The sequence below is a fragment of the Campylobacter sp. CNRCH_2015_1657 genome (assembly GCF_025772685.1).
GTDB classification, from domain to species: Bacteria; Campylobacterota; Campylobacteria; order Campylobacterales; family Campylobacteraceae; genus Campylobacter_D; species Campylobacter_D lari_D.
This window is the reverse complement of record NZ_JAKMSO010000009.1, coordinates 48,639-73,787: the sequence shown is the minus strand read 5'-3', so window position 1 is coordinate 73,787 and position 25,149 is coordinate 48,639. Positions and strand designations below refer to the sequence as shown.

27 protein-coding genes are annotated in these 25,149 nt (G+C 29.9%); 9 read left to right on the top strand and 18 right to left on the bottom strand.

The features are described 5' to 3' along the window. Positions 1–1,233, top strand: a 1,233-nt coding sequence (locus tag L8X27_RS06885) for an autotransporter outer membrane beta-barrel domain-containing protein (RefSeq protein ID WP_263665022.1), incomplete at its 5' end; no start/stop codon positions are given. Positions 1,234–1,257: 24 nt separating this feature from the next. Further along, positions 1,258–2,151 carry a signal peptide peptidase SppA gene (gene sppA / locus L8X27_RS06880; protein ID WP_263671088.1) on the top strand — a complete coding sequence of 298 codons (894 nt, stop codon included), beginning with the start codon at positions 1,258–1,260 and terminating at the stop codon, positions 2,149–2,151. On the opposite strand, the gene ribD is transcribed toward sppA, so the two are convergent. From ribD to L8X27_RS06820, 12 genes are all read right to left on the bottom strand, one after another. After that, positions 2,148–3,140: a bifunctional diaminohydroxyphosphoribosylaminopyrimidine deaminase/5-amino-6-(5-phosphoribosylamino)uracil reductase RibD gene (ribD, locus tag L8X27_RS06875; RefSeq protein WP_263671089.1), complete on the bottom strand. Its 993-nt coding sequence runs from the start codon at positions 3,138–3,140 to the stop codon at positions 2,148–2,150. The two genes, sppA and ribD, sit on opposite strands and share 4 nt — an antisense overlap. An 8-nt stretch (positions 3,141–3,148) precedes the next feature. Next, entirely contained in the window at positions 3,149–4,498 is a 1,350-nt protein-coding gene (locus tag L8X27_RS06870) for an McrC family protein (protein ID WP_263671120.1), read from the bottom strand. Beyond that, positions 4,488–6,575, bottom strand: coding sequence for an McrB family protein (locus tag L8X27_RS06865; protein ID WP_318529399.1), 2,088 nt, complete (start codon positions 6,573–6,575; stop codon positions 4,488–4,490). The genes L8X27_RS06870 and L8X27_RS06865 overlap by 11 nt, the downstream gene beginning before the upstream one ends. 36 nt (positions 6,576–6,611) lie before the next feature. Then, positions 6,612–7,034: a ribosome maturation factor RimP gene (gene rimP, locus L8X27_RS06860; protein WP_263671090.1), complete on the bottom strand. Its 423-nt coding sequence runs from the start codon at positions 7,032–7,034 to the stop codon at positions 6,612–6,614. Next, a complete protein-coding gene (gene rbfA, locus L8X27_RS06855; RefSeq protein ID WP_039625256.1) occupies positions 7,024–7,386 on the bottom strand; it encodes a 30S ribosome-binding factor RbfA in 363 nt (120 codons plus the stop codon). The genes rimP and rbfA overlap by 11 nt, the downstream gene beginning before the upstream one ends. After that, the gene (infB, locus tag L8X27_RS06850; RefSeq protein WP_263671091.1) at positions 7,383–10,016 is read right to left on the bottom strand and encodes a translation initiation factor IF-2; all 2,634 of its coding nucleotides are present in this window, start codon (positions 10,014–10,016) and stop codon (positions 7,383–7,385) included. The genes rbfA and infB overlap by 4 nt, the downstream gene beginning before the upstream one ends. Continuing rightward, entirely contained in the window at positions 9,997–10,263 is a 267-nt protein-coding gene (locus L8X27_RS06845) for a DUF448 domain-containing protein (RefSeq protein WP_133319640.1), read from the bottom strand. Before L8X27_RS06845 ends, infB begins: the two co-directional genes overlap by 20 nt. A gap of 24 nt (positions 10,264–10,287) precedes the next feature. Then, positions 10,288–11,166: a homoserine kinase gene (gene thrB, locus L8X27_RS06840; protein WP_133319641.1), complete on the bottom strand. Its 879-nt coding sequence runs from the start codon at positions 11,164–11,166 to the stop codon at positions 10,288–10,290. 8 nt (positions 11,167–11,174) lie between these two features. Further along, complete coding sequence (locus L8X27_RS06835; RefSeq protein ID WP_165955275.1) at positions 11,175–11,582, bottom strand: tRNA threonylcarbamoyladenosine biosynthesis protein TsaB; 408 nt, start codon at positions 11,580–11,582, stop codon at positions 11,175–11,177. 41 nt (positions 11,583–11,623) lie between these two features. Further along, positions 11,624–12,508, bottom strand: a complete 885-nt coding sequence (gene lpxC, locus L8X27_RS06830; RefSeq protein ID WP_220566489.1) for a UDP-3-O-acyl-N-acetylglucosamine deacetylase — start codon at positions 12,506–12,508, stop codon at positions 11,624–11,626. 2 nt (positions 12,509–12,510) lie between these two features. After that, positions 12,511–13,890 (bottom strand): M23 family metallopeptidase, encoded by a 1,380-nt coding sequence (locus L8X27_RS06825; protein WP_263659727.1) that lies wholly within the window; start codon positions 13,888–13,890, stop codon positions 12,511–12,513. A 77-nt stretch (positions 13,891–13,967) separates the two neighbouring features. Next, positions 13,968–14,795: a prephenate dehydrogenase gene (locus L8X27_RS06820; RefSeq protein WP_263671092.1), complete on the bottom strand. Its 828-nt coding sequence runs from the start codon at positions 14,793–14,795 to the stop codon at positions 13,968–13,970. 77 nt (positions 14,796–14,872) lie between these two features. Here L8X27_RS06820 and bamA point away from each other — a divergent pair, with 77 nt between their 5' ends. The 7 genes from bamA (at position 14,873) to L8X27_RS06785 (ending at position 21,090) form a co-directional block, all read left to right on the top strand. Further along, on the top strand, positions 14,873–17,089 hold the full coding sequence (gene bamA / locus L8X27_RS06815) for an outer membrane protein assembly factor BamA (RefSeq protein ID WP_263661929.1): 2,217 nt from the start codon (positions 14,873–14,875) through the stop codon (positions 17,087–17,089). A gap of 50 nt (positions 17,090–17,139) precedes the next feature. Beyond that, entirely contained in the window at positions 17,140–17,982 is an 843-nt protein-coding gene (gene accD / locus L8X27_RS06810; RefSeq protein WP_263661930.1) for an acetyl-CoA carboxylase, carboxyltransferase subunit beta, read from the top strand. Between the two features lie 2 nt (positions 17,983–17,984). Further along, complete coding sequence (locus L8X27_RS06805; protein WP_133319648.1) at positions 17,985–18,440, top strand: 23S rRNA (pseudouridine(1915)-N(3))-methyltransferase RlmH; 456 nt, start codon at positions 17,985–17,987, stop codon at positions 18,438–18,440. 8 nt (positions 18,441–18,448) lie between these two features. Continuing rightward, a complete protein-coding gene (dksA, locus tag L8X27_RS06800; RefSeq protein WP_133319649.1) occupies positions 18,449–18,805 on the top strand; it encodes an RNA polymerase-binding protein DksA in 357 nt (118 codons plus the stop codon). Further along, positions 18,802–19,785, top strand: a complete 984-nt coding sequence (locus tag L8X27_RS06795) for a hypothetical protein (protein ID WP_263681163.1) — start codon at positions 18,802–18,804, stop codon at positions 19,783–19,785. The genes dksA and L8X27_RS06795 overlap by 4 nt, the downstream gene beginning before the upstream one ends. Then, on the top strand, positions 19,782–20,708 hold the full coding sequence (locus L8X27_RS06790) for a tRNA dihydrouridine synthase (RefSeq protein ID WP_220566496.1): 927 nt from the start codon (positions 19,782–19,784) through the stop codon (positions 20,706–20,708). The genes L8X27_RS06795 and L8X27_RS06790 overlap by 4 nt, the downstream gene beginning before the upstream one ends. A 61-nt stretch (positions 20,709–20,769) precedes the next feature. After that, positions 20,770–21,090 carry a hypothetical protein gene (locus tag L8X27_RS06785; protein ID WP_039617382.1) on the top strand — a complete coding sequence of 107 codons (321 nt, stop codon included), beginning with the start codon at positions 20,770–20,772 and terminating at the stop codon, positions 21,088–21,090. Here L8X27_RS06785 and recO read toward each other — a convergent pair. The 6 genes from recO to L8X27_RS06755 are packed head-to-tail and all read right to left on the bottom strand — an operon-like array spanning position 21,074 to position 25,136. Further along, the gene (gene recO, locus L8X27_RS06780; protein WP_133319653.1) at positions 21,074–21,688 is read right to left on the bottom strand and encodes a recombination protein RecO; all 615 of its coding nucleotides are present in this window, start codon (positions 21,686–21,688) and stop codon (positions 21,074–21,076) included. The genes L8X27_RS06785 and recO overlap by 17 nt on opposite strands. After that, the gene (locus L8X27_RS06775) at positions 21,689–22,201 is read right to left on the bottom strand and encodes a cysteine hydrolase family protein (RefSeq protein WP_220566498.1); all 513 of its coding nucleotides are present in this window, start codon (positions 22,199–22,201) and stop codon (positions 21,689–21,691) included. After that, on the bottom strand, positions 22,194–22,955 hold the full coding sequence (locus L8X27_RS06770) for an ATP-binding protein (RefSeq protein WP_263681161.1): 762 nt from the start codon (positions 22,953–22,955) through the stop codon (positions 22,194–22,196). Before L8X27_RS06770 ends, L8X27_RS06775 begins: the two co-directional genes overlap by 8 nt. Next, complete coding sequence (locus tag L8X27_RS06765; RefSeq protein WP_263671097.1) at positions 22,952–23,638, bottom strand: 5'-methylthioadenosine/adenosylhomocysteine nucleosidase; 687 nt, start codon at positions 23,636–23,638, stop codon at positions 22,952–22,954. The genes L8X27_RS06770 and L8X27_RS06765 overlap by 4 nt, the downstream gene beginning before the upstream one ends. After that, a complete protein-coding gene (gene fabD, locus L8X27_RS06760) occupies positions 23,635–24,555 on the bottom strand; it encodes an ACP S-malonyltransferase (protein ID WP_263660727.1) in 921 nt (306 codons plus the stop codon). Before fabD ends, L8X27_RS06765 begins: the two co-directional genes overlap by 4 nt. Next, positions 24,555–25,136: an FKBP-type peptidyl-prolyl cis-trans isomerase gene (locus tag L8X27_RS06755; RefSeq protein WP_263662858.1), complete on the bottom strand. Its 582-nt coding sequence runs from the start codon at positions 25,134–25,136 to the stop codon at positions 24,555–24,557. Before L8X27_RS06755 ends, fabD begins: the two co-directional genes overlap by 1 nt. Positions 25,137–25,149: the final 13 nt, after the last annotated feature.

Here is a 25,149-nt window from a genome sequence, read left to right as displayed (position 1 = left end):
GAACCAAAACCTGAACCAAAACCTGAACCAAAACCTGAACCAAAACCTGAACATGATAACTCTCAAATAATAGTCAAGCCTATTATAAAAAACAATGCGTATAATACTCAAAATAGCACTATAGGACAAGCATTAAGAAGCATTAGAATGATGGATAACTTAAATGAAAACTATAAAAATTATTTTATTTTACTAGATAATGCAGATAAAAAAATCGTTCAAAGTAGTCTAAAAAGCTTGGAATCAAATGATTATTTATCCAATTCAATCCAATTATTAAACACCTACAGTAATTTCGGACAAAATAACATGCTCTCGACTCTTAATCCAACTTTCATAAATACACCTATGGAGGATATTAGATTAGCTAGTAATACTTATCCGACAAATTTATTATATCAAAGTGATGTAGCTAATTTTAATTTTTATGATAATCAAACATATATCTTCCAAATGGGACCTAGTTTTAAAAAAATATATGGTAATGATTTTCATGGAAGCTCCTATGGACTCAATCTTAGCGTAGGAAAAGAAATTAATTCTTCAATGTTCGTAACGCATTTAAGTACTTCATATTCTAATGTTGATTTTTCAACATCTAATATCAAAACAAAAAACGCAAATTTATCAAGCAATTATATTTTGAATTTAGAAAATTTTAAAATTTTAAGCGGTATTGGCATAGGATTATACTCAAGCAACATGCAAAGATATATACTAAATTCAGATACTTTAAAAGGAACATATAATGGATTGATAACTTCTACCCAATTAGGTGTAGCAAAAGAATTTAGTTATAATAAAAATTTAAATTTAACTCCTTTGGTATATTTTAATTACAATTATTTTCAACAAAATGCATTTAGTGAAAGCGGTGGAATTTTTTCAAAATCTTACGATAGCATAAAACACAACAGCACATCTTTAGTTTTAGGGATTACTTCTTCTTATGTATTACCAAATTTAGATGAAAATAAAAATACTATAACAGGTTCTATATTGTATGAAAAAAGATTAACAGGAAAAAAGATAAGCAATAATGCAAATTTTATTGATTTTAAAAATCAAAAATTTAAACAATACTATGATTTAGATACTAACTTACTCAACATTAACCTTGGACTAAATTTCAAACCAAATAAAACATTCTTTTTTGATATAAAATTATTAAATGAAATTTATAAAAATCAGTATAATGTTAATTTGGTGTCAAATTTTGGATTTAATTTTTGATTAAACAACTTAAAAAGGAAAAGAATGCAGATTATAAAATCATTTTTTAAAGGAATCGGAAAAACCATTTCTTATATCAACACTTATTTTAAAACCTTTGTGTTTTTATTTATCGTGTTTTTAATCCTTACTCCAAGCGGGGATAATGCCAAACTTTCTAATGCAAACCTAGCTCAAATTAATCTTAAAGGCGAAATTAGCGATGCGAGCAATCTTTTAGAACAAATTTACAAAGCCAAAGACGATAAAGCTATAAAAGGAGTTTTGCTTTTTATAGATAGCCCTGGTGGAGCTTTTGCACCAAGCATGGAAATAGCTTTAGCTATACAAGATCTTAAAGCTAAAAAACCTGTGGTAGTCTATGCAGGTGGAACTATAGCAAGCGGAAGCTACCTAAGCGCGGTGGGAGCTGATATGATCATCGCTAATCCTGCTAGCTTTGTAGGATCTATTGGGGTAATTATGCAAGGCTTTGAAGTAAGTGAGCTTGCACAAAAACTTGGTATAAATGAGCAAACCATCAAAGCAGGAAATTACAAAGAAGCAGGAACTTTCATGCGTAAATGGAGTGAAGATGAAAAAGACTTTTTGCAAAATTTAGCTAATCAAAGCTATGAACTTTTCACGCAATTTGTCGCTAAAAATCGCAAGCTAGATTTAAATCAAACAAGCTCATGGGCTGATGCAAAAGTATTTTTAGCAAATGAGGCTTTAAAATTAAAACTCATTGATAAAATAAGCAATTACGAGCAAGCCAAAAAAGAGTTAGAAAAACTAGCCAAAGTGCAAAACCCTATCTGGCAAAAAGAAGATGCTATAGATAAGTTTTTAAAACGATTAGAAGAGCAAAGTGCTAGCTTTTTTGCTAACACTTTAGCGCAATTTTTCACACAAGTAAGCTCACAAAAAATCTACTAAGATTTAATAATCTCATAAAACCCATAAGTATCATTTTCTAAAAAGCCTTTGTATAAAGGCTTTAGCTTTAAATCTAACTTAACATTTTCAAAGGTATTTAAATTCGAGCTTGAAAAAATCAAAAGCATATCTAACTCATCTTTAAAGGCTTTTAAAAAGTTCTCCCCACCCTCATACATGATGAGCTTTGCTTCACTAGGAATGTTTGTAAAAATTTCTCTTTCAGCTACGCTAAATAAAGGAATGTTTAAATCAAAACTTTCTAAATTTTGACGGCTTAATATGCATAAATTTGGTGCTTTAGCTTGAGCTAGTCTTGCATCTAAAATAGGCCTATCATGTCTTATAGTTTCTCCACCCACTACAAGCAAATCAAGCTTTGAGCGCAATGCATGAGCATAGATTCTACTTGCTTTAGAACTTACGATTTTACCATAAGCAGAGCCATTTAAAGAAAGAGCTAGTTTAAAAAATTTAAAGCTTAATTTTTGCCATTTTAAAAAAGGCTTTAAAAGCTCTTTAGCTCTTTGTTCACAAATTCCCATGTAAACTTTTATGCCTTGATTTTTTAAAAACTCTGCTCCACCGCTTGCGAGCTTATGCTCATCTTTAGTGGCGATAAAAACTTCGCTAAAACCAAGTGTGCTAAAAAGCTTTGCACAAGGTGGGGTTTTGCCCTGATGATTACAAGGCTCTAAGCTCACATAAGCACTAGCGCCTTTTAATAACCCCTGATGATTTTGACAAATAAACTCATGCAAATCGTTTGCATTTTGTGGTAAATCTAAATTTAGATTAAGTGCTTTTAAAGCTTTGCTTACTGCTTCAAGTTCTGCATGAGCCTTGCCCGCTTCTTTGTGTGCTTCTATGCTTAAAATTTTACCATTTTTATCTAAGATCACACAACCTACGGCTGGATTAGGGTAGGTTAAAAGCTGATATTTCCAAGCTTCATCTATGGCTAAATTCATATAAAATTCGTGATTCATGTTACTTCCTAAAAAGGTAAAGGTGCAAAAAATACCTTAAGCTTTACATGTTCATCGCAAGCTTTTAAAAAACCTTGCGCTAAAAACTTAATATCTTTGGTTTTTAATTTCTCTCTTAAGTCAAAAGTTCTCTCACATAGAGGATAAATAAGATAAATTTCTTTTATCTCGTATTTATTTGCATAAGCAAACATTTGATATAAATCACTTTGCGATATACCATGTTTTTCCTCATCTTCACTATCATCTGGAATTTTCCATTTGGCATCTAAAATCATTTTATTTTCTATATATAAATCAGGCTTTAACATAAAACATTTTTCATCATTTTTTGAGATTAGATACTTTCCACTGCTTTGGGTTTTTATATTTTCATTAGGATTAGCAAGTTTAAACATATAAGCTACATAGTTTTCAAAAAGTTTTTCCATAGGAAAAAGTAAAGCAAAGGCTTCGTTTTTGCCTTTATATAGAGTAAAAGTTTTATTTTGCAAAAATATCTTACACCAAGAAAGTATATTTTCATAATAATCAAAATGTCTTGAAATTTTAAAACTAAAATCTTTTTCATAATTTTTAGAAAATTCTACCTCATCAAGCATTTGCATAGCTTTGATGATTTTAAATTTATTCAAGCTTGTTTTGGATTTTAAAAAATTTAGCGTTGATTTTATCAAGCGATTTGGAGCTATGTCTAAAACAAACTCATCGCTACTTGTGAAAAATCTTTCTTTGTGTATTAAATTTGATTTTATATGCTCATTAAAAAGTAATTTTCCTTTTAAAAAAGTTCTGTTTTCTTCGCTACTTACATAAGATCTCATCAAACCTTTTTTATACACACTATCAAATTCATCTAAAAACATCGTGATAAATACTTCAAACAAAGGCATTTTAGCAATTTGTAAAGATGAAATTTGAGATTTTTTAAAGGGGGAATTTTTTAAGGTTTTTAACATATTGATTAAAAGATTTCTAGGATCATTTTTAAGATCTTCTTCGCTAAAATCATCATTTTTAAAGATATTATCTAGTTTATAACATTTTTTTAATTTTTCTTTATCGTATTTTGAATTAGTATCTTCTTTTGATTTTTCTTTACATTCACTTGATAGTTTATCTTCTGCCATGCATTTTGGCAAGATTTCTAAAACACCGCTTTTAGTCTGTATAATACCGACATAATTTTTAGCTTTTAAGGCGTTTTTATTTTTAAAGCCTAGAAGACTTTCATTATTTTCTGCAAAGTCTTCTAATTCTTTATAAAATCTTTCAGCTTTTTCTTCGAAAATTTCACGCAAATTTTCTTTAGAAAAAACTTGGTGCTCGATGATAGAAAAGGTATTATTATTTATCATTTTCATATATTTTTATAAAAGTGCTTTTATCCCAATCTTTGCTATTACTAAATTTATAAATACCATTATCTCTTTCTATAAAATTTGTAATATTTTTCAAATAATCATTATTTTTATCTTGTTTTTTTAGCATACCATTTTCATTTAAAACCGCGTCAATCAATGCATAATCATTATAAAAATACTCTTGCAAAAGCGGAATGATTTTGTTTTGAAAAACTTTTTTTAAGTCATCTAAATTATCAATACCTATAAAAAATGCGTGTCCTATAGTCTTTTCTCTATCTAGCAAGTATTCTATGCGAGTATTTATAGCTTCTAATAATTTTTTTAAATTTACATCTTTATATTTTGATTTTTCTAACTCTTCAGCATTAGGCATCATCTCGATAAATTCAAAGCGTCTTCTTAATGCTGTATCAAGTGAAGTTATACTTCTATCAGCTGTATTCATAGTACCTATGATATAAACATTTTTAGGCACTCCAAATTCTTCACCGCTATAAGGCAATCTTACTCTCAACTCTTCTTTTTCACCTATTCTTTTGCTAGGCTCTATCAAGGTTATAAGTTCACCAAAAATCTTACTTACATTACCACGATTAATCTCATCTATGATGATTATGTAAGGTTTTAAATCCGGCTTTTTACTAGAATTATTATCTACTTTATAATCTTGTTCTCGTTCTTTAAACAATTTAACTAGCTGAAAATAATAACTATCAATTTGTCTTCTATGTTTATTATTTAAAATTTGCTTAATACTTCTTCCGTTTATAATCTTATCTTTATTTTCCAAAAGCGTTTTAAAAATTTCTAAATTTAAATACAAATTTGCATTAGTATCATCTGTGATAATTCTATATTTTTCATTATATTCTTCTAATTTAAATCCACCACTTTGAGTTTTTTCTATAAATTTTTGTTGATCTACTAATTCATCTAAAAAAATTTCTATTTTGTTTTCTAAATCTTCACTCTTTACAAATTCTTCTTGTGTTAATAAAGATACTTTGTAATTATCCAAAGCTTTTTTACAAAGTTCTTTAAAAATTCCGTCTTTTATTTCATATTCTACTTCTTTAGAATTTTCTTTGCTATCTATACGAGGCTTTATACCTTCTACAAATTCTTCATATCCATAGCTTTGATGAAAAGTAGTAAAAACTATCTGACCCTTTTCTACATACTCATCAAATAATTCTTTTCTATTTTTTCTATCATCTTTGCTTGGAATTTGTATTTTTTCTTCTTTTGATATAATCTCTAAAGCCTTATCTATCGTTTGATAAGTTTTTCCTGTCCCTGGAGGCCCATAAAGAATTTGATTTAAAGGTGGATTTTTTATATTTACTTCATCATCTATAGTCATTTTTTTACCTTTTATTAAATTATTTGCCAATAATAGATAATTCAAGACAAACATATTATAAAAATTTTGATTACGCTGAGGTACTTTAAAGCCATACTCTCTAGCATCATTTAAACTTATTGTTTTTTCTAATTTTTGAATTTTATTAATAATAAATTTTCCATCTTCTTTAATTTCTTTCACTACACCATAAAAACGAACTAAAGACTCTCTAGCTATATAGAAAAATACTTTACTATTTGACTTCATGCTTAAAAGCGCCCCTGCTCCTTTTTCACCCCATGTTAATTCTTTACCTTTATTTTCATTAACATAACCTTCAAGATCAAAAACTTCTGGATTTGAAGGAATCAAAAAATAATCTGATTCATCTGAAACCAAACCGCTGTTTTCTAAAATATCTTTATATATAATAGGATTATAAGATCTAATTTGCTTATCAGCAACACCTTTTAATTTATCTAAAAAACTATCCATAGTAAATGTATCGCATAATTTTTTACTTGCACTAGCAAACGATACTATTGATTTTGCGTTTTTAGCGACATAAAAATAATAACCTTCTTTTGTTTTTAATTTTTTGATTTCATTGTTATTCTTATAAAATTCTATATCATCTTTTTTAAATTCTAAAAGTTTATTTTTATACCTTTCATAAACTATATTTAAAAATTTTTCATAATCATCAATTGAATTTATATTCATAAATTAAGCCTTTTTAGATATTAAAAATTTATTATTCTACCACTGCACAAAGGTTTTAGCTTTTCTTATGTCGCTAAAATTTAAAGTAGTTTTTTCTTGAGTTTCTAAATTTTCTAAAGTGATATTTTCATCATCTACGGCGATGATTTTTGCTTCGATTTTTTCTTTTTCATTTGTAGTGATTTTTACGAGTTCATTTATACTTTTTGAAAAATGATCTAGCTTGCTAAGCTTTCTTTCAAGCCCACAGCTTGATACTTCTAAAAAATACTCCCCGCCCACAGGCGGCTCTACATCAAAAATAGGCGATAAAATCTCACTAAGCTTAGCACAATCATCAAGATTTACCCCACCTTCTTTTTGCACATAAATTCTATAGATCTTTCTACCATTTTCACTTACCAGCTCATCATCATAAAAGCTAAGCCCTGCTTCTTTACAAAGTGCTTCAAGATTCATTTTGTTCCTTTTTGATTTTTTCAAATAAAGCATCCATGTGGTTTTGATACTCTAATCTATCATCAAATTTAAAGTGAAAATTCGGACATCTATACCACCCTTGCTCACTCATGCAGTAATTTTGCAAAGCACGGGCAGCTTTTTTAAGCTGATTGAGTATGATTTCTTGCTCTTGGATATTAAAAAACATTTTATCTAAATACACAAAAGCATCGTATCTGCCTTTTTTACACTCTACATCCACTACGCATAAATTTTTTAAAGCTTCGTTGTCTAAATTTGCTAAAGCTTCTGGTATAAGTTCTTTTAAAATGCTTTCTGTGCGTAGCTTTTTGATTTCAGCTGGGTTCATAGGCTTACTTGTTCCTCAACTTCTTTGTAACTTTCTATATAATCTCCCACTCTCATATCATTACAACCTTCTATGCCTACACCACACTCATAGCCTTTTGCAACTTCTCTTACATCATCTTTAAAGCGTTTAAGTGAGCTTACATTACCTTCAAATACCACAACCCCATCTCTAATGAGCCTGATTTTCGCACCACGATTGATCGTGCCTTCTGTTACCATACAACCTGCGATTTGTCCTAGTTTTGGTACATTGATCACTTGGCGAATTTCAGCTTGACCAAGTTGTTCTTCAGAGATGATAGGACTCATCATACCACCTAGCAAGGCTTTTACATCATCAAGCAAGTTATAAATAACATTATAAGTTTTTATCTCTACGCCTTTATCTTTAGCACGTTCTTTGATCTCACCGGTTGGGCGTATATTAAAGCCTAAAACGATAGAGTTTTCACTAGCACTCGCAAGCTCTATATCGCTTTGAGTAATCCCACCTACCCCGCTATGGATGATATTAACCTTGATCTCATCATTTTTGAGTTTTTCTAAACTAGCCTTAATCGCTTCAAGTGAACCTTGCACATCTGCTTTTAAGATTACAGGAAGGGCTTTTAAATTGCCTTCTTTGATTTTTGCACCAAGCTCATCTATACTCACTTTAGTGGATTTGCTTAATTCTTTTTGGCGATTGTATTCATGGCGTTTATTAGCATACTCTCTTGCTTGTTTATCACTATCTACGGCTATTAGCGTTTCTCCTGCATCAGCTACTTCACTAAGACCTATGATCACCCCACACTCACCTGGGCCTATTTCTTTTAAAGCTTTACCTTGATCATCGCTCATAGCACGCACTTTACCATAAGCCTCCCCTGCTACGACTGTATTTCCCACTCTTAAAGTACCATTTTGCACGATGATAGTAGCCACAGGACCTCTACCTTTTTGCACTGAAGATTCTATAATACTTGCTTTAGCATGGGCTTTTGGATTTGCTTTAAGCTCTAAAATATCAGCTTGTAACAATACAATTTCAAGTAAATCCTCTATACCATCACCCTTTTTAGCTGAAACTGGCACAAATTCATGGCTTCCGCCCCATTCTACTGGCATGATGTCCATTTCTGCTAGTTGGGTTTTTACCATGTCAGGATTTGCGTTTTCTTTATCCATTTTATTAATAGCAATGATAATAGGTACATTAGCTGCTTTTGCATGATTGATCGCCTCTTTAGTTTGTGGTTTTACCCCATCATCTGCAGCTACTACGATAATAACAATATCAGTTATACTAGCTCCCCTTGCACGCATAGCAGTAAATGCCTCATGGCCTGGAGTATCGATAAAAGTGATTTTTCTACCATTTTTTTCCACCATATAAGCGCCAACATGCTGAGTAATCCCACCTGCTTCGCCACTTGCAATGCGTGATTTTCTTATATAATCAAGCAAAGAAGTCTTACCATGATCAACATGCCCCATAATAGTAATAACCGGAGCTCTTTGGCTTAAATTTTCTTCTGTTTGATTTTCATCATAATCTTTTACATAATCAAACTCATCAGCCTCATCAATGATATTAATCTCCACTCCAAATTCAGCAGCAAGAATTTCTATAGCATCCTCATCTAAAAAGTCATTTTTAGTTGTCATCATACCAAGCATGAAAAGTTTAGAGATAACTTCTCCGGTGTTTTTACCAAGTTTTTCAGCAAATTCATACACACGAATTTCTTTAGGTATGCTTACACTTGTTATAGCTTCACTTTCTTTTTTCTCTACCTTTTTAGGTGGTTTTTTACGACTTCTTCTTTGTATACCACCCTCGCCAAATGGGTTGATAGAGTTATTTAAAGATTGCTTTAAAATATTTGGTTGTTTTTTGTTTGCTGGTTGTGCTGGTTTGTTTTCTTTTACACTAAAATCAGGTAAAACTACCATATCATCATCTTCTAAAGAAATATCAGCAAAGTCTTTATCTCCTAAAAGATCCATTTTAGTAGTGTTTTCTTTTTTACTTGTCGCAGGATGATTTTTCTTTTCTTTTTTCTTTCTTTTTAAATTCTCATCTGAATTTGAAAAAATCATACTAAGGCTCAAGCCTTGAGTATTTTGTATATTAGATTTTTCTTCATTGTTTGTTTGGTTTTCTTTGCTTTCTTCTTTTTTCTTTTTAACGATAACTAAACCTCTTCTTTTAGCTAAATTTAAATTAGAGCCTAGTTTTTCATCGAATTTAATTTCTTCTTTTTTTTCTTCTAATGCTTCATTTTTAATAGGATTTTCAGGTTGCTTTTCTTCTTTTTTACTTTCTTCTTTCTTTTCATTTGTTGTTTTAACAGGAGTTTTTGTTTCTTTTTTAGTAGTTTTTTTCTCTTCTTTTTTGCTTTCTTCTTTTTTAGTAGTAGTTTTTTTAGTCGCACTTTCTTTTTTAGGTTTGGCCACTTTTTTTACCACATCTAGTATTTCACCAGATTGTACATATTGATAAATCGCTTCTGCGATTTCAGAAGATACTTTTTTGTTAGGGGATTTTATATCCTCTAAGCCTATTTCATTGGCTTTTTCTATAATTTCTTTACTAGTATATCCTAACTCTTGAGCGATTTCGCTAATCTTTACATCTGTCATTAAAAAATATCTCCTTTAAATCCTGCTGATTTATACTGCCATAAAAATTGCCTTTGCAAGCTCTCATAAAAGCTTTTTGCAATGTTTTTTCATCTTTTTCAAAACATGGATTACAAATATATAAACTCCTACCAAATTCCACTTTAGTGATAATTTGAGAATTTTTTATTTGAAATTGATGCAAACTTTGCTTTTCATAACGACCTTTGCAAACAATGCACATTCTAATGGGTATATGGTTTTTCAAAATTATATCTTTTTTTTGGAATTTTTAGCAAATTTTAAAGCCCTCATCGTCAAATTCTAAAAGCTCAACTCTAAATTTAGCAAATTTATTTTTGATTTTTTCTTTGATTTGTTTAGCATCATCTTTATAAGCTAGAGTGAAAAAACTCGAACCTGAGCCTGAAAGCGTGCTCATGAGAGCATTATTATCTAAAGCTAATTTTTGTACTTCAAAAAGCTCAGGTAAAAGTTTCATTCTTTGATTTTGATGAAGTTTATCTAAACTTGCATATTTTAATAAATCATATTTTTTCTCTAAAAAGCAAGCAGTTAAAAATGAAGCATGACAAAGATTAAAAACAGCATCTTCTAGATTAATTTTTTTAGCTAAAACTGTTCTTGATTTTTGAGTATTCATCGCTACATTTGGTATAGTTATAACAGCTTGTAAGTCTTTATCTACTTCTTTTTTTATAGCTAAGACTTTTTGATTGTGATTTAATGCACACACAAAACCTCCAAGAGCTGCTGGAGCTATGTTATCTGGATGATTTTCATATTTTAAAGCTTCATTTAAAATGATATTTTTATCTGCTTTAAATCCGCTTAATTCATAAGCACAAGCAATAGCTCCAATTATTACAGCAGAGGAACTTCCCATACCTCTTGCTAAAGGGATATTATTTTGAAAAACAAAACGAAAATTATCTTTTTTACCACTAAGTCTTTGATAAATTTCATAAAAAATATTAACAAAAGTATTATTTTTTTTAAGATAGATATTATTTTCACCTTCTCCATGTATGTTAATACTAAAAAATTTAGATTTTTCAACTATAGTTTGATTAAAATGTTTTAAACTCAAGCCCAAACAATCAAAACCAGGACCTAAATTTGCACTTGTCGCAGGAACTAAAATTTTCATTTTTTACCTTAATTAATTGCATCTAAAACATAAAAAGGTGTATTTTCTTTGCTTAAATTTAAACCTTTTAAACTTTGAGGCATAAAAAAACTTCCTGCTTGTGTCTTCTCTAAAATAATTTCGCCATTGTCTTTTTTTACAAAACATAAATGTTTGTTTGCAGATATAGGAGTGTTGTTATTTAACTCAAAAGCACTGATTGCTTTTAAAGGAATGTTTTTGACTATGGCTAATGTCTCAAAAGAAACATAAGAAATTTTTATACCCATGTAAGAACCTGGCCCATGTACATAAATAAGCTTTTCAAACTCATATTGTGAAAGTAATTCTTGTAATATTTTTGGTAAAACCTCGCTAACTTTTAAATCACTTTCAATGGTATTTAACAATAAATCATTTTCATAAATACCAAGCATTAAAGGTTTTGCTATGGCATTTAAAAGCAAAGTAACCTTTTTTATGCAAAAACCTTTTCATAAACCTTATGTGTGCTTTTTTCTAAGCTTACCACTTCATAGGTACTAGGATCTTTTAAAAGTTCTTTAGTTAAAAGATGATTAAGCTTGTGTGAACCTGCATAAGAAGTATAATCTCCAAAAACTCTACATCCAAGCAAGGTTAAATCCCCAATAGCGTCTAAAATTTTATGACGCACAAATTCATCCTTAAAGCGCAAACCTTCAGGGTTTAAAATACGATTATCATCAATCACAACAGCATTTTCTAGGCTTCCACCAAGACCTAAATTCATAGCTCTTAAAGCTTGAACATCCTTTAAAAACCCAAAGGTTCTTGCTCTTGCTATTTGCTCTATGTAGTTTTGTTTGCTAAATTCAAAACAATAATTTTGTTTGCCTATAATAGGATTATCAAATTCGATTGTATAGTTTATAATAGGCATATCCGTAGGACTTAAACGCACAAATTTATTGCCTTCTTTTACTTCTACACTTTTTTTAATCACTAAAATTTTTTTTGCCGCTTCAAGCTCTTTTATACCTGCTTCTTCAAGCATCATACAAAAACCTATACTGCTACCATCCATTACAGGAGCTTCGTTTGCGTCTAAAACTATACGCACATTATCAATACCATAAGCATTAATCGCACTCATTAAATGTTCTATAGTAGAAACATAACCCCTATGATCGCCTATTACAGTAGCCATTTGTGTATCGATGACATTTTCAGGCTTTGCTTCATAAGAAATTCCCAAATCACTTCTATAAAACACTATACCACTACCAGCTTCTAATGGCTCTAATTTTATACTAATAGGCTCACCCTTGTGCAAACCTATACCAACACCTTTAACTTCTTTTGCTATTGTTGTTTGATTCATTTTTATTCACTCAAAATTCTTTTTTTGCTTGATTCTAATACATTATAGATATTTTCTTTTATCCATTTTGCATCTTGCCATTGCTCAGGACGCACTTCAACACCTTGCACCAAAACACCAAAATGCACATGATCTCCAAGCGCTAAGCCTGTAGTGCCTGTAGTGCCTATAACATCACCCGCTTTAACTCTATCGCCCACATTTACATCCACATTAGTGCAATGTCCATAAAGAGTATAAATCCCAAAACCATGATAAATAATAATATTTAGTCCATAAATTCCATTTTCTTGTACAAATACCACTTCACCATCATTATTGCTAATGATAGGCGCTTCTTTTACACTTGCTAAATCAAGCCCCATATGATAAGAGCTACTAAATGCTTGATTATTATAAGAATAAAACCTATGATCGGCATAATCAGCTACTTTTTGGCCATTTTTTAAAGGCTTGAAAAGATTGACTTTAAAATTATTAATCATGGTATCAGGAACTTTACTCGTAATATCATGAATGATAACTTCATTAGAAGCTCTTAAGTCCTCATTAACAAATTTAAATTTTTCGAGCCTGCTTAACTCTCTATCTTTTGGAGCATATTTTTGTGCTAAAAATTCAATCTTTCCATCTAAAAATCTATCACTTACTTTTATATTTGATACACGGTATTTTTTATTGGTAAAATAATATCTAATTCTTTGCTTGTTTACATTACCTGCTTTATCCACTGCCACCACATAAGCTCTAAAATGCTCATCAGTTGCCTCCCAAGGAATCAAAGCAGCATAATATCCTTCTTTCACATAAGGAGTTGCTTTAAAAATTTTATCTTTATCAGTTGTGATATAAACTTCTTGTAAATTCTCATCACTTGCTTTAAATACCACACTACCTACTCCACCTTGTTCGATTTGATAAGAATTGTCTAAAATTTCTACAAATGGTTTTTTGGTATCAATGATAACTTTCACTTCTTTAAGCGCTTGATTTCCTAAAAAGAAATTCCAAAAACTACTATCACTTGCTTCTATTACAAGCTTATAAGAATCAACATTTTCTTTATAAGCTGGTTTTGGTAGTTTTAAATCAAAATGGACACTTTTTTTATTACCTTTAACATGTTCATTAACAAGCATTTCACCATTTAATTCATTTGCTTTAAATAGTGTGACTTTAACATCTTTTAAAACGCTTTCATCGCTTATTTCTATAGATATAGGATCTGTTAAATTGCTATAAATAATATCTGATTTTGTTTGGATTAATGGAGGATTTTTTTCAAACAGCTTTGTATTTAACACAAAAACCCCAAAGGCTAAAAGTATTAAAAAAACTAGAAAAATCCATTTTTTATTTGATCTTTTACGCGTAAAAACCATATTCTCCACTTTCTATTGTATAATTTTTGTAAAAATATATTATGCTTTAGCAAATTAAGAGTAAATTATAAAAAATTTTACAAAATTTCTCTTAACTTATTTGCACTTTTAATCCAAGCTTCAAGTTCATTTATATCACATTTTTCTATCATTTTTTTACACTCTTGTAGTTCTTTTTGAAATAAATCAATAGAATTTAATAAATTTTGTTTGTTTTGTTCAAAAATACCACTCCACATTTGAGGGTTTGATTTTGCAATTCTACACATATCTTTAAAAGAAGGACCTCCTAGGTGGGCTATATTTTTTTTATTTTCTTCTTTCATTACAAAATTTGCCAAAGAAAAACTAATCACATGCGGTAAGTGTGAAATGATAGAAGCATGATGATCATGCGCGATACTATCCATAAATACAAGCTTCATTCCTAAATCTGAAAAAATTTCTATAGCTCTTTTTTGATGGATATGATCAGCATTTTGCATATCACATAAAACACAAACTGCATTTTTATACAAGTCTTTTATAGCTGCATTTGGACCGCTATTTTCTGTTCCTGCCATAGGATGAGCTGCGATAAATTGACTTTGTAAATAAGAAGGTAAATTTTTAATAATTTCTTCTTTTGTACTTCCAAGCTCAATGATAGTGCAATCTTTAGAAATGCCTTGAAATTCTTTTAAAATTTTTACAATAGCTCTTACAGGGATAGCTAAAAAAATTACATCACATTTTTTTAACTCTTCAAATGAAACAATTTTATCTATTAATTTTCGCTCTAGCGCGATTTGTTCAAATTCTTTGTTTATATCATATCCGCAAACTAAATCTATTAATTTATTCTCTCTTAAGCTAAGGCCCAAAGATCCACCTATTAAGCCAAGTCCGATTATACCTACTTTCATAAATTTTCCTTAAAAAGCATTAGTTAAAAATATTTTGGTATTATAACGATTTTGTATATAAAAATTTAGGTAAAATGATGAAAAAATGGTTTGTTTTCTTTGCACTCTCAAGTTCTTTATGTGCAGCTACGATTAAAGATATAAAATTTGAAGGCTTATCGCAACTTTCTAAAGAAAGTGCTATTGCGATTTCTAAATTAAAAATAGGACAAAAAATCGATCCTGCTAGTATAGATACAGCAATTAAAAACCTTTTTGATAGAAATTATTTTAAAGATATAGTAGTAGAAGAAAAAAATGGGGTGCTAATTTTTAAAGTAATAGAAAAACCTTCCATTGGAAAAATAGACATTCAAGGTATAGCAAGTAATGATAGAAAACAAATAGAAAGTCTTGTTGGTTTAAAACCTGGAATTTTATATGATGAAAATTCAGCTAAAGACGCAGCTGAAAAAATCAAACTTTTTTATCAAGCCAAAGGTTTTTATGATACTGTTGTAGAAATCAAAGATGAAAAATTAAGTAATTCAAGCTCATTAAAACTTACTTTTGTTGTAAATCGTGGGGAAAATATCATCATAGAAAAAGTACATTTAAGTGGTGCAAAAAATTTAAGTTATTCAGATATTGAACCTGCGGTAGCAAATAAACAAAGAGAAGCCCTAGGCTGGATGTGGGGCTTTAACGATGGTAAGCTTAAAATCTTTGATCTTGCAAATGATAGCTCAAGAATTTCAGATGTATATTTAAAAGAAGGTTATCTTGATGTAAGCGTATCTCCTGCTTTTTTAAATACTTATACAGATACTTATCAAGCTGATTTAACTTATTTTATCAACGAGGGCGAGGTTTATAAAGTTAAAGGGATTAAAATTTTTAATCCTATTTTTAGTGATGAAGAAAATGAAGCTTTAGTAAATGATTTAAAATTAAGTGTTGGAAAAATAGTTAATATAGAAAAACTAAGAGAAGATATAAAAACTATAGAAACAAAGACGGCTGATTTGGGTTATGCTTTTGTACAGGTTATACCTGATATACAAAAAGATAAAGAAAACCATGAAGCTGTGATTATTTTTAAAGTCATACCTAATGAAAAAGTATATGTTAGAAATGTTGAAATTTCAGGTAATACTAAAACAGTTGATAGGGTTATTCGTAGAGAGCTTTATCTAACCGAAGGCAATCTTTATAATAGAACTGATTTAATAGACTCAAGAAATGCTCTAAGAAGAACTGCATATTTTGAAAATGTAGATATTAAAGAACAAAGAGTAGATGATACACATATTGATTTGATAGTAGAAGTCAAAGAAGCTTCAACTGGAGCTATTTCAGGTGGTATTGGTTATGGAACTAGTGATGGAATTTTACTTAGTGCTTCATTATCTGATGCAAATATCTTAGGCTCTGGCATGAAAGGAAGTGTAAGTATAGACAAAGGTGATGATACACTTTCAGGTAGAATATCTTTAAGAAATCCTAGAGTAAATGATAGTGATTATTCTCTTGGAGGATCATTATATTCAGATCGCTTAGAATGGGATAGTTATGATGAGAGAAACTATGGTTTTGATATAAGTGTTGGTAAAACTTTGGGAAGATATACAAGCATAGATTTAACTTACAATCTTGAGCAAAGTGATATTTATCATTTGAGTGATCGCTTAATCGCTCAAGGATATAAACTCGGTAAAACTTACAAAAGTTCTATCACTCCTTCAATAGTATTTAACAATACAGATGATTATTATCTACCAAGATCAGGTTTTATCGCTTCAACCTCACTTGAATATGCAGGCTTAGGTGGAGATCAAGAATTTATAAGCTCTACTACTAAATTTAATTATTATCAAGGCTTAGAAGAATTTATAGGTTGGGATTTGATTTATCGCTATAAAGCAAGTTTTTATAAGGTATGGGATCAAGGTTATTTACCTATCAATGAAAAATTATACCTTGGAGGCATAGGAACTATTAGAGGTTTTGATAGAAGAAGCGTGAGTCCTAAAAACGAATGGGGTGATGAAACAGGTGGTACAGTGGCTTTTGCAAATTCTGTAGAGCTTAGCTTTCCAATCTTTGATAGAATCAAACTAAGAGGAAGTGTGTTTTTTGACTATGGTGCCATAGGAGAAAGTTCTTTAAGTCAAATTCAAAGATGGAGCACAGGTGTTGGCTTTGAGTGGCTAACCCCACTAGGTGCTTTAAATTTAGTTTTTGCTAAACCATTTAACACTAATTCAAAAGACGACTTAAGCAAATTCGAGTTTATGTTGGGTGCAAGATTTTAAAAATACTAAAATCTTGCTATAATTTTGAAATTTTATTTTAGGTAGAGATAATGAATTTTTTAGATATTTTTTCTAGTATAAGACGCAAACAAGCCGCTCCAAGCGAAGCTCCAAATCACTGGGTAAAATGTAATTCTTGTCATGCGTTAATGTATTATAAAGAAATAGAAACTTGTTATAATGTTTGTCCTAAATGTAATTTTCATATGAGATTAAATCCTTTAAAACGCATCGAGCTACTTAGTGATGAAGATACTTTTGTAGAAATGGATAAAGATTTACATGCAATTGATCCACTTAAATTTGTTGATAGTAAATCATATAAAAAAAGATTAGCAGAAAATGAAGAAAAAACAGGAAGAAAAAGCGCTATAATAAGCGGCGAGTGCAATATAGATGGCATTAAAACTCAATTAGTTGTTTTTGATTTTTCTTTCATGGGTGGAAGTTTGGGCTCAGTAGAAGGTGAAAAAATTCTTAGAGCTATTGAAAGAGCGATTGAGAAAAAAACTCCTGTTGTTATAGTGAGTGCAAGTGGTGGAGCTAGAATGCAAGAAAGCACTTATTCTTTAATGCAAATGAGCAAAACAAGTGCAGCATTAAAGCTATTAGCAGAAGAAAAGCTTCCCTATATTTCTGTCTTAACTGATCCAACTATGGGTGGAGTGAGCGCATCGTTTGCTTGGCTTGGAGATATCATTATGGCTGAACCTGGTGCCCTAGTAGGCTTTGCAGGAGCTAGAGTTATCAAACAAACTATAGGTACTGATTTACCAGAAGGCTTTCAAAAGGCCGAATTTTTACTTGAACATGGATTAATTGATGCTATTGTAGAAAGAAGTGAACATAAAAAATTTATAGCAGATTTTTTAAGATTTTTTTCTAAAAATTAAAAATGCATATTAATCTTTTAAGCATTCAAAAAAACAATAATAATGAATTTAGTAAAATAGATGAGCACTACACCAAGCTCATCAAAAAATTTTGCAATTTTAATGATATTTGTATTTTTAACAATAAAATTAATTTAGCACAAAATACCAATACCATAGAAGCAAAAAAATCTTATACAAACGCGCTAAATCCTTATAAAAAAGGTTTTTGCATAGCTTTAGATGAAAAGGGTAAAGAGCTTACAAGTATAGAATTTGCTAAATTATTACAAGATAAAAATGAAATTTCTTTTTTTATAGGCGGTGCTTATGGCCTTGAAAAAGAATTCATCGCACAAATGCATACAAGCATAGCTCTTAGCAAAATGACTTTAGTGCATAAATTTGCTAAAACTATGCTTTTAGAACAAATTTATCGTGCATTTTGCATTAATACAAATCATCCATACCACAAATAGGAGCATTTATGCAAGAGTTAAATCTTGAAGAATTTAAAAATATATTACTTCAAAGACAAAAAGAAATTTTACAAGAACTTCAAGGCAATATAGACAATATCCATGATCTGCAAGATAGTGAACCAAGAGATGAAGTTGATTTACAACAAATTGACAACAGCTCACATATTGACTTAAAAATCAACGAAAATTTAAAAACAGAATTAGAAGAAATTAAACATTCATTAAGCAAAATAGATAACAATACTTATGGAATTTGTGAGTATTGTGATGAAGATATACATCCTGAAAGACTCAAAGTAAAACCTCACGCAAAATATTGTATAAATTGTCGTGAAAACTTAGAAAAAAGGAAAGAATTATGAAAGTAAAATTATTTTTCTTTGCAAGTTTAGTTTATCTTTTAATCGTAGCAGCCTTAGTTTATAATCTAAATTTGGGAAATTACACTTTCACAATTTCTGCTTTTGAGCTAAATTTACCTATCAGCTTGTGGGTAATTTTACCTGCATTTATTTTGATGGTTTTAGCTTTATTGCATATGAGTTTTTATGGCTTTTTAAAACATTTACAATACAAAAATCTTATTAAAGATAGCAAAAATTATGAAAATTTTTTAATTGATGTATTTTTGAAAAAAATAAGCAAAATTAAATTTAAAACTCAAGAATTTCAAGATATAGCCAAAAACACTCAAGCTCTTTATTTTAAAGAAAAAAATCAAAATACAAAAATAGATGATATTATAAATATTTTAGAGCAGTTAGACAAAAAGGAATTTGTGGAATTAAAAAAATACAAACTCGATCCACATAATGAAATTTTCATTTTAAATGAAAAAAATCATTTCCAAAAAGATAGCGACTATGCTTTTTCTTTTATTAAAAATAAAGAAACTCTGACAAATGAATTAGAAAATTTTGCTTATAAAATGGTATTAGATAATGCACCTTATAGCCAAATTAAAACACTAAAAATACAAAAAAATCAAGATGATATTTTATTACTTTTGGATAGATTTGAAAAAGAAAATTTGGAATTAAATCATGCTGAAATCGAAGTTTTGCTTAGCATGAATACCTTAGATGATAAGTCATATTTACAATGCACAAAAATACTTTGTAAAAAAATAGAGCCTCAAATATTAATTGCTTTATTTAAAAAGTTAAAAGATAGTCATTCTCAAGCTTTAAGAGCTTATCTTTATACTTTAGCAGAATTTGGTATGTATGATGAATTGCTTAATGAATTAGGAAATGATCAAAACGAACATAAGGATTTTAGACTCTTGCTCTTTTTAAGAGAACATAATAAAAAAATAGAACTTGAAAAATTTATACAATGATAGATTTTAGTAAAAAGCCTTTGTTTTTAGCTCCTATGGCAGGTTTTTCGGACTTACCTTTGAGAAATTTAGTTAAACAATTTGGAGCTGATGTAACAATTAGTGAGATGATAAGTTCTAATGCTTTAGTGTATGAAAGCTCAAAAACTCTTAAAATGTTGGAAAAAGCTGAACTTGAGAATCCTTATATAGTTCAAATTGCAGGCTCGGATGAAAGTGTGATTCAAAGAGCTGTAGAAATATTAAATCGTTTTGATTTTATAGATGGGATTGATTTTAATTGCGGCTGTCCTGTAAATAAAGTTATAAAACAATGTGCAGGCAGTGCTCTTTTGCAAGATCTTGATAAATTGCAAAGAATTTTAGAACTTATCAAAAAAACAAGCAATAAAAAGCTAACTAGTGTCAAAGTAAGATTAGGGTTTGAAAAAAAAGATCCTATTACCATTGCTAAAGCATGTGAAAATGCTGGGGTAGATTTTATCAGTATGCATGGTCGCACTAGAAAACAAATGTATAGTGGAAATTCTGATTATGAAGCTATAGCTTTAGCTAAAGAAAATATCAAAATTCCTTTAGTTGCAAATGGCGATATTAGCACAGAAAATGCTAAAGAAGTTTTTAAAATAACAAATTGTGATGCATTGATGATAGGGCGTGCAAGCATAGGAAAACCTTGGATATTTCACGAGGTAAAAACTGGCAAAAAAATCGATAAAATTTTAAAAAACAAAATCATCTTTACACATTTTGAAGAAATGCTAAAACATTACAAAGAACAAGGTATAAGCATATTTAGAAAGCACTTACATGAATATTCTAAAGGCTATGAAGATGCTTCAAATTTTAGAGATTGTGTTAATCGCATTAATGATGCAGAAATTATGCGAAAATATATGCAAGAATTTTTCAATAAGGAATGATTTTTGCTTGTAAAATTCTAAGCAATATGAATGAAGAGATACCATAAAACAAGGAAGGTTCATGGCAGCTCATATCAATTCAAAAGGGATTTACAAAGCATTAGGTGGCATTAGAACAAGTGCAAATAATCTAGCAGCACATGCTTCAAAGCTTAACAATCAAAGTTTAAATTTCGAGCAAGTTTTACAACAAACACAACCAAAATGTATAAGCACTTGCTTACAAAGCTCCCAAAAACAACTTGGAAATTTGCTTGAAGATATTAAAAATAGCAAGGAAGCTATTATAAAAAATACACATATTGATAGTGCAAATATCATCGCAAAATTAAGACAAGAGGCTATTATGATGTATGATATTACTCTTAAAAACCCTCTTTAATGATTTTATATAAATTATCAATATATTCATCGCTAAAATGCGATGAATTAAAATTTTCATAAAACCTCACAAGATCTTTAGCTTTAAACTCATAGCCAAAAGCACATTTTTTATGCGCAGGCAAAAAAGCCCTTATCAATACAACATCTTCTTTTATACACTCATCACATAAAAAGCAAATAAAATCCTTATGCAAGCGTCCTTCAAAGCTTAGAATCTTTAAATAAGCATCCACAATCACACGCTTGCAATCTTGTTTTTCAAAACGCTTAGCACAATCTTCTAAAAGCTCAAAATAAAAACTATCAATCTCCTCAACATCTTTTAAATGCCAATAAAAAAGCCTGATAAATTCTTGCCAAAAAAACATTTTTTCTCTATCTAAAACCCAAGAAAATCCAATATGTAAAACATCTTTTAAGCGCGGTAAAAATCTAGAACTTTCCTCAAGTTCAAAATCAATCTTATATCCATTTAGAATATTAGAATGTCTCATTCCGTAAAATCTATAACTTTTAATAACTTTTTTGGCACTTAAAAGATAAACAATCAAATCCTCATCTTTTACGCTCTGAGTGTGCAAAATAAAGCCTTGCATCTATAAAAGCTCTATGCCATAAGCTTGTAAAATTTCATAAGCACTATTTTCTAAAGATTCATTAAAACTTGCAGTAGCGTTTTTATGTAAAATAATTTTAGAATTAGGCGTGGCGCTTTGAGCTAAAATAATATTACTAAATACACAAATATGCGAAACTAAGCCACAAAATTCTATACTTTCATAATGATTTTGTTTTAAAAAATTAGCCAATTCTAAACTACCAAAAGCATTCTTATAAAAGATTTTTTTTGCATTTTTTAAATACACATCAAAATCGCTTGGCATTTGCCAACCAAAAGTATCTTTAATACAATGATAAATAGGCAGTTTTTTTCCTTCTTGGGTTTTTAAATAATTCTCATCATGCGTATCAAAAGTAAAAACAACATCACCTTGATGATTTTTTAAAAGAGTAAGAATATTATCTTTTATCTTGGTAGCTTTTTCAAAACCTAAGCTACCATCGATAAAATCATTTTGATAATCAACTATAATTAAAAGTTTAGTCATTATCCTTAACCATGAAAAAACTATCCGTGTGGATATTTTCAAATGCAGTTTTTAAGCTCGTAAATAATTTTGGATTTTCTTTTTCTAAATTTGCTAAAAGCTGTTTAGCTTCTTCTCTAGCATGAGGAAATTTTACATTTTTTTCACTTAATTTCATACCAGGACAAAATTCATTACCAATTACTTCTAATTCATTATTAATAGCATTTTCCCTTAATTGTCTTTCTCTTACAAAAATCAAAGGACGGATGACTTCTATACCTCTTTTACTTTTATATTTTGGCGCTAAACTTCTAAGAGCACCATTATAAATGAAATTCATAAAAAAACTCTCTACTGCATCATCTAAATGATGAGCTATGGCTAATTTATTAAAACCATTTTCTAAGGCGTAAGTATATAAAGCACCACGCCTCATTCTTGAAAAATAGCTACAAAAGCTTGAATTTTTTCTAATGGTATCACCTGAAATTTCATAAATATTAGAATCAATAACCTCATGGTCAATACCATGTTCTTTGCAGTGATTATGAAGTTTGGTGTAATCTTCACCCATGCCATAACTTAAAGTTACTGCTTTAAGTTCAAATTTAAAAGGTGCATGTGCTTGCATACGCTTTAAAAGATGAGCTAGAGCTAGAGAGTCTTTCCCGCCACTAAGTCCTAATAAAACTTTATCATTATCTCCTATTAAGGAAAACTTGGCATTTGCTTTTGTAACTTCTCTGATTAGTCTTTTGCTAAGATTTATCATAATTTCTCACAAATTTTTAAAACAAAATTAGCTGAAATTTTAGCGGATTTTTCTACAAACTCATCAAAGTCAAATTCAGCTTTTTCACCTGCCTTATCACTCATTGACCTTAAAACCAAACATGGAATTTTTAAAGCATCACATACCAAAGCCACACTAGCTCCTTCCATTTCACAAGCATCTGCATTAAAAATTTCTCTAATTTTTGCTTTTTTATTCTCATCACAAATAAATTCATCACCCGTAGCGATAATACCTGATTGTAATTTAACACCAAGTTCTTTAGCAACCTCTATGGCAAGATTATTAAGCTTATCATCTGTTTTTATAAAAATTTCATTACCAGGAACATAACCAAGCGGATGTCCAAAAGCTGTAATATCTAAATCATATTGAGCTAATTTTGTAGCATAGATTAAATCCCCTATTTCCAAACTAGGATTAAAAGCACCAGCCACTCCTGTAAAAAGCATAAGTTCAGCTTTAAATTTTTCTATCATAATAGTTGCGCTAAGAGTGGAATTTACTTTCCCTATCTTAGAATAAGCGATGATTAATTCATGATTTTTGTATTTTGCAATATAATAAGTATTATTTGCATATTCAATTGCTTGATATTCTTTTAATGTTTCGAGTAAAGGAGTAACCTCTTCGGGCATAGCTCCTAAAATAGCTATTTTCATTTAATCACCTTTAGAATTTCATCAATATCTTCTATTTTACTTAAAGCATAAGTTTCTTTTTGAGTGATTTTTTTATTTAAGCCCTTTAGCACGCTCGCACCAAATTCTATATAAAAATCCACTTCATTGTCTATTGTTTTAATGCTTTGTTTATAAAGAACAGGCTTTATAAGTTGCTCGCTTAAAAGTGTTAAAGCTTGAGTTTTATCACTATATATTTTTGCATTTACATTTGAAACTACACTTTTAAAATCATCTTTTAACACAAGCTCTAGTTCTTTTGTAAGTTTTAAAGACGCATTTTTTAATAATGGACAATGGCTTGCAACACTCATATTCAAAAGCATAGCTCTTTTGGCTCCTGCATTCTTAAACTCACTCTCATAAGAAGCTAAATCAGGCTTTAAGCCCGCTACTACAATCTGTCCTTCACAATTATAATTAGCTGCAAAAATACTTTTTTGCTCACTTAATGCCTTTTGACAAAGTTCTTCTACTACTTTATCTTCAAGTCCTAAAACCACCATCATACCAGCTTCGATTTTAGAGCAATCCTCCTGCATAAATTGGCCACGCTTGTTAACAAGTGCTATAACATCTAAAAAGTCAAATGCACCTTGAGTCGCTAAAGCACTAAATTCTCCTAGTGAATGGCCTAAACTATACTTAGCTTCTATACTAGCTTGCTCTTTTAAAGCTTCATAAGCCATTAGTGAGTTTAACACTATGGCCATTTGTGTAAATTCACTTTTATTTAAATTTTCATTTTCCTTAAAAAGCAAATTTTTAAAATCAATTTTACAATAATCACTTGCACAATCTAATAATTCTCTTGCTTTAAGTGAATTCTCATAAAAACTAAGCCCCATACCAACACTTTGAGAGCCTTGGCCTGGGAAAATAAATGCACTATTCATTAGTGTCCACCGCAGCAACCGCCACCACCATGTCCGTGGCCACCACAACATCCACCACCATGTCCGTGATGATGATCATGATGATGTCCTCCACCACCACATCCACAACTTCTGCTACCTGCAATAATTCCTGTTAAAATTTCATCTTCACTTGCAGCTCTAACATCTACAATATTAATTGAAAATAACAAATCTTTTCCTGCGTAAGCATGATTATAATCAATAGTAACTTCATTCTCAGTAATTTCTCTAACAATTACTCTTACTGTATTACCATCTTCGCCTTCGCCAAAAAGCTCCATACCAACTTGCAAATCAATCCCTGCAAATTGTTCTTTTGGTAAAGTTTGCAATGCATTTGCATCATATTCACCCAAAGCATTTTCTTTTTTTATCACAATATCAGCATCACATGGGGCATCAAGTTTTTGAATTTCCTCTTCTAGTCCTTCTAAAATTTGACCCTTACCTAAAATAAAAGAAATAGGTTCAGCATAAATATTTGATTCTAAAACTTCATTTGTGTTTGCATCTTTTAACTCATAAAACATTGAAACTACACTATTTTTTTCTATAGCCATTTTATCTCCTTTT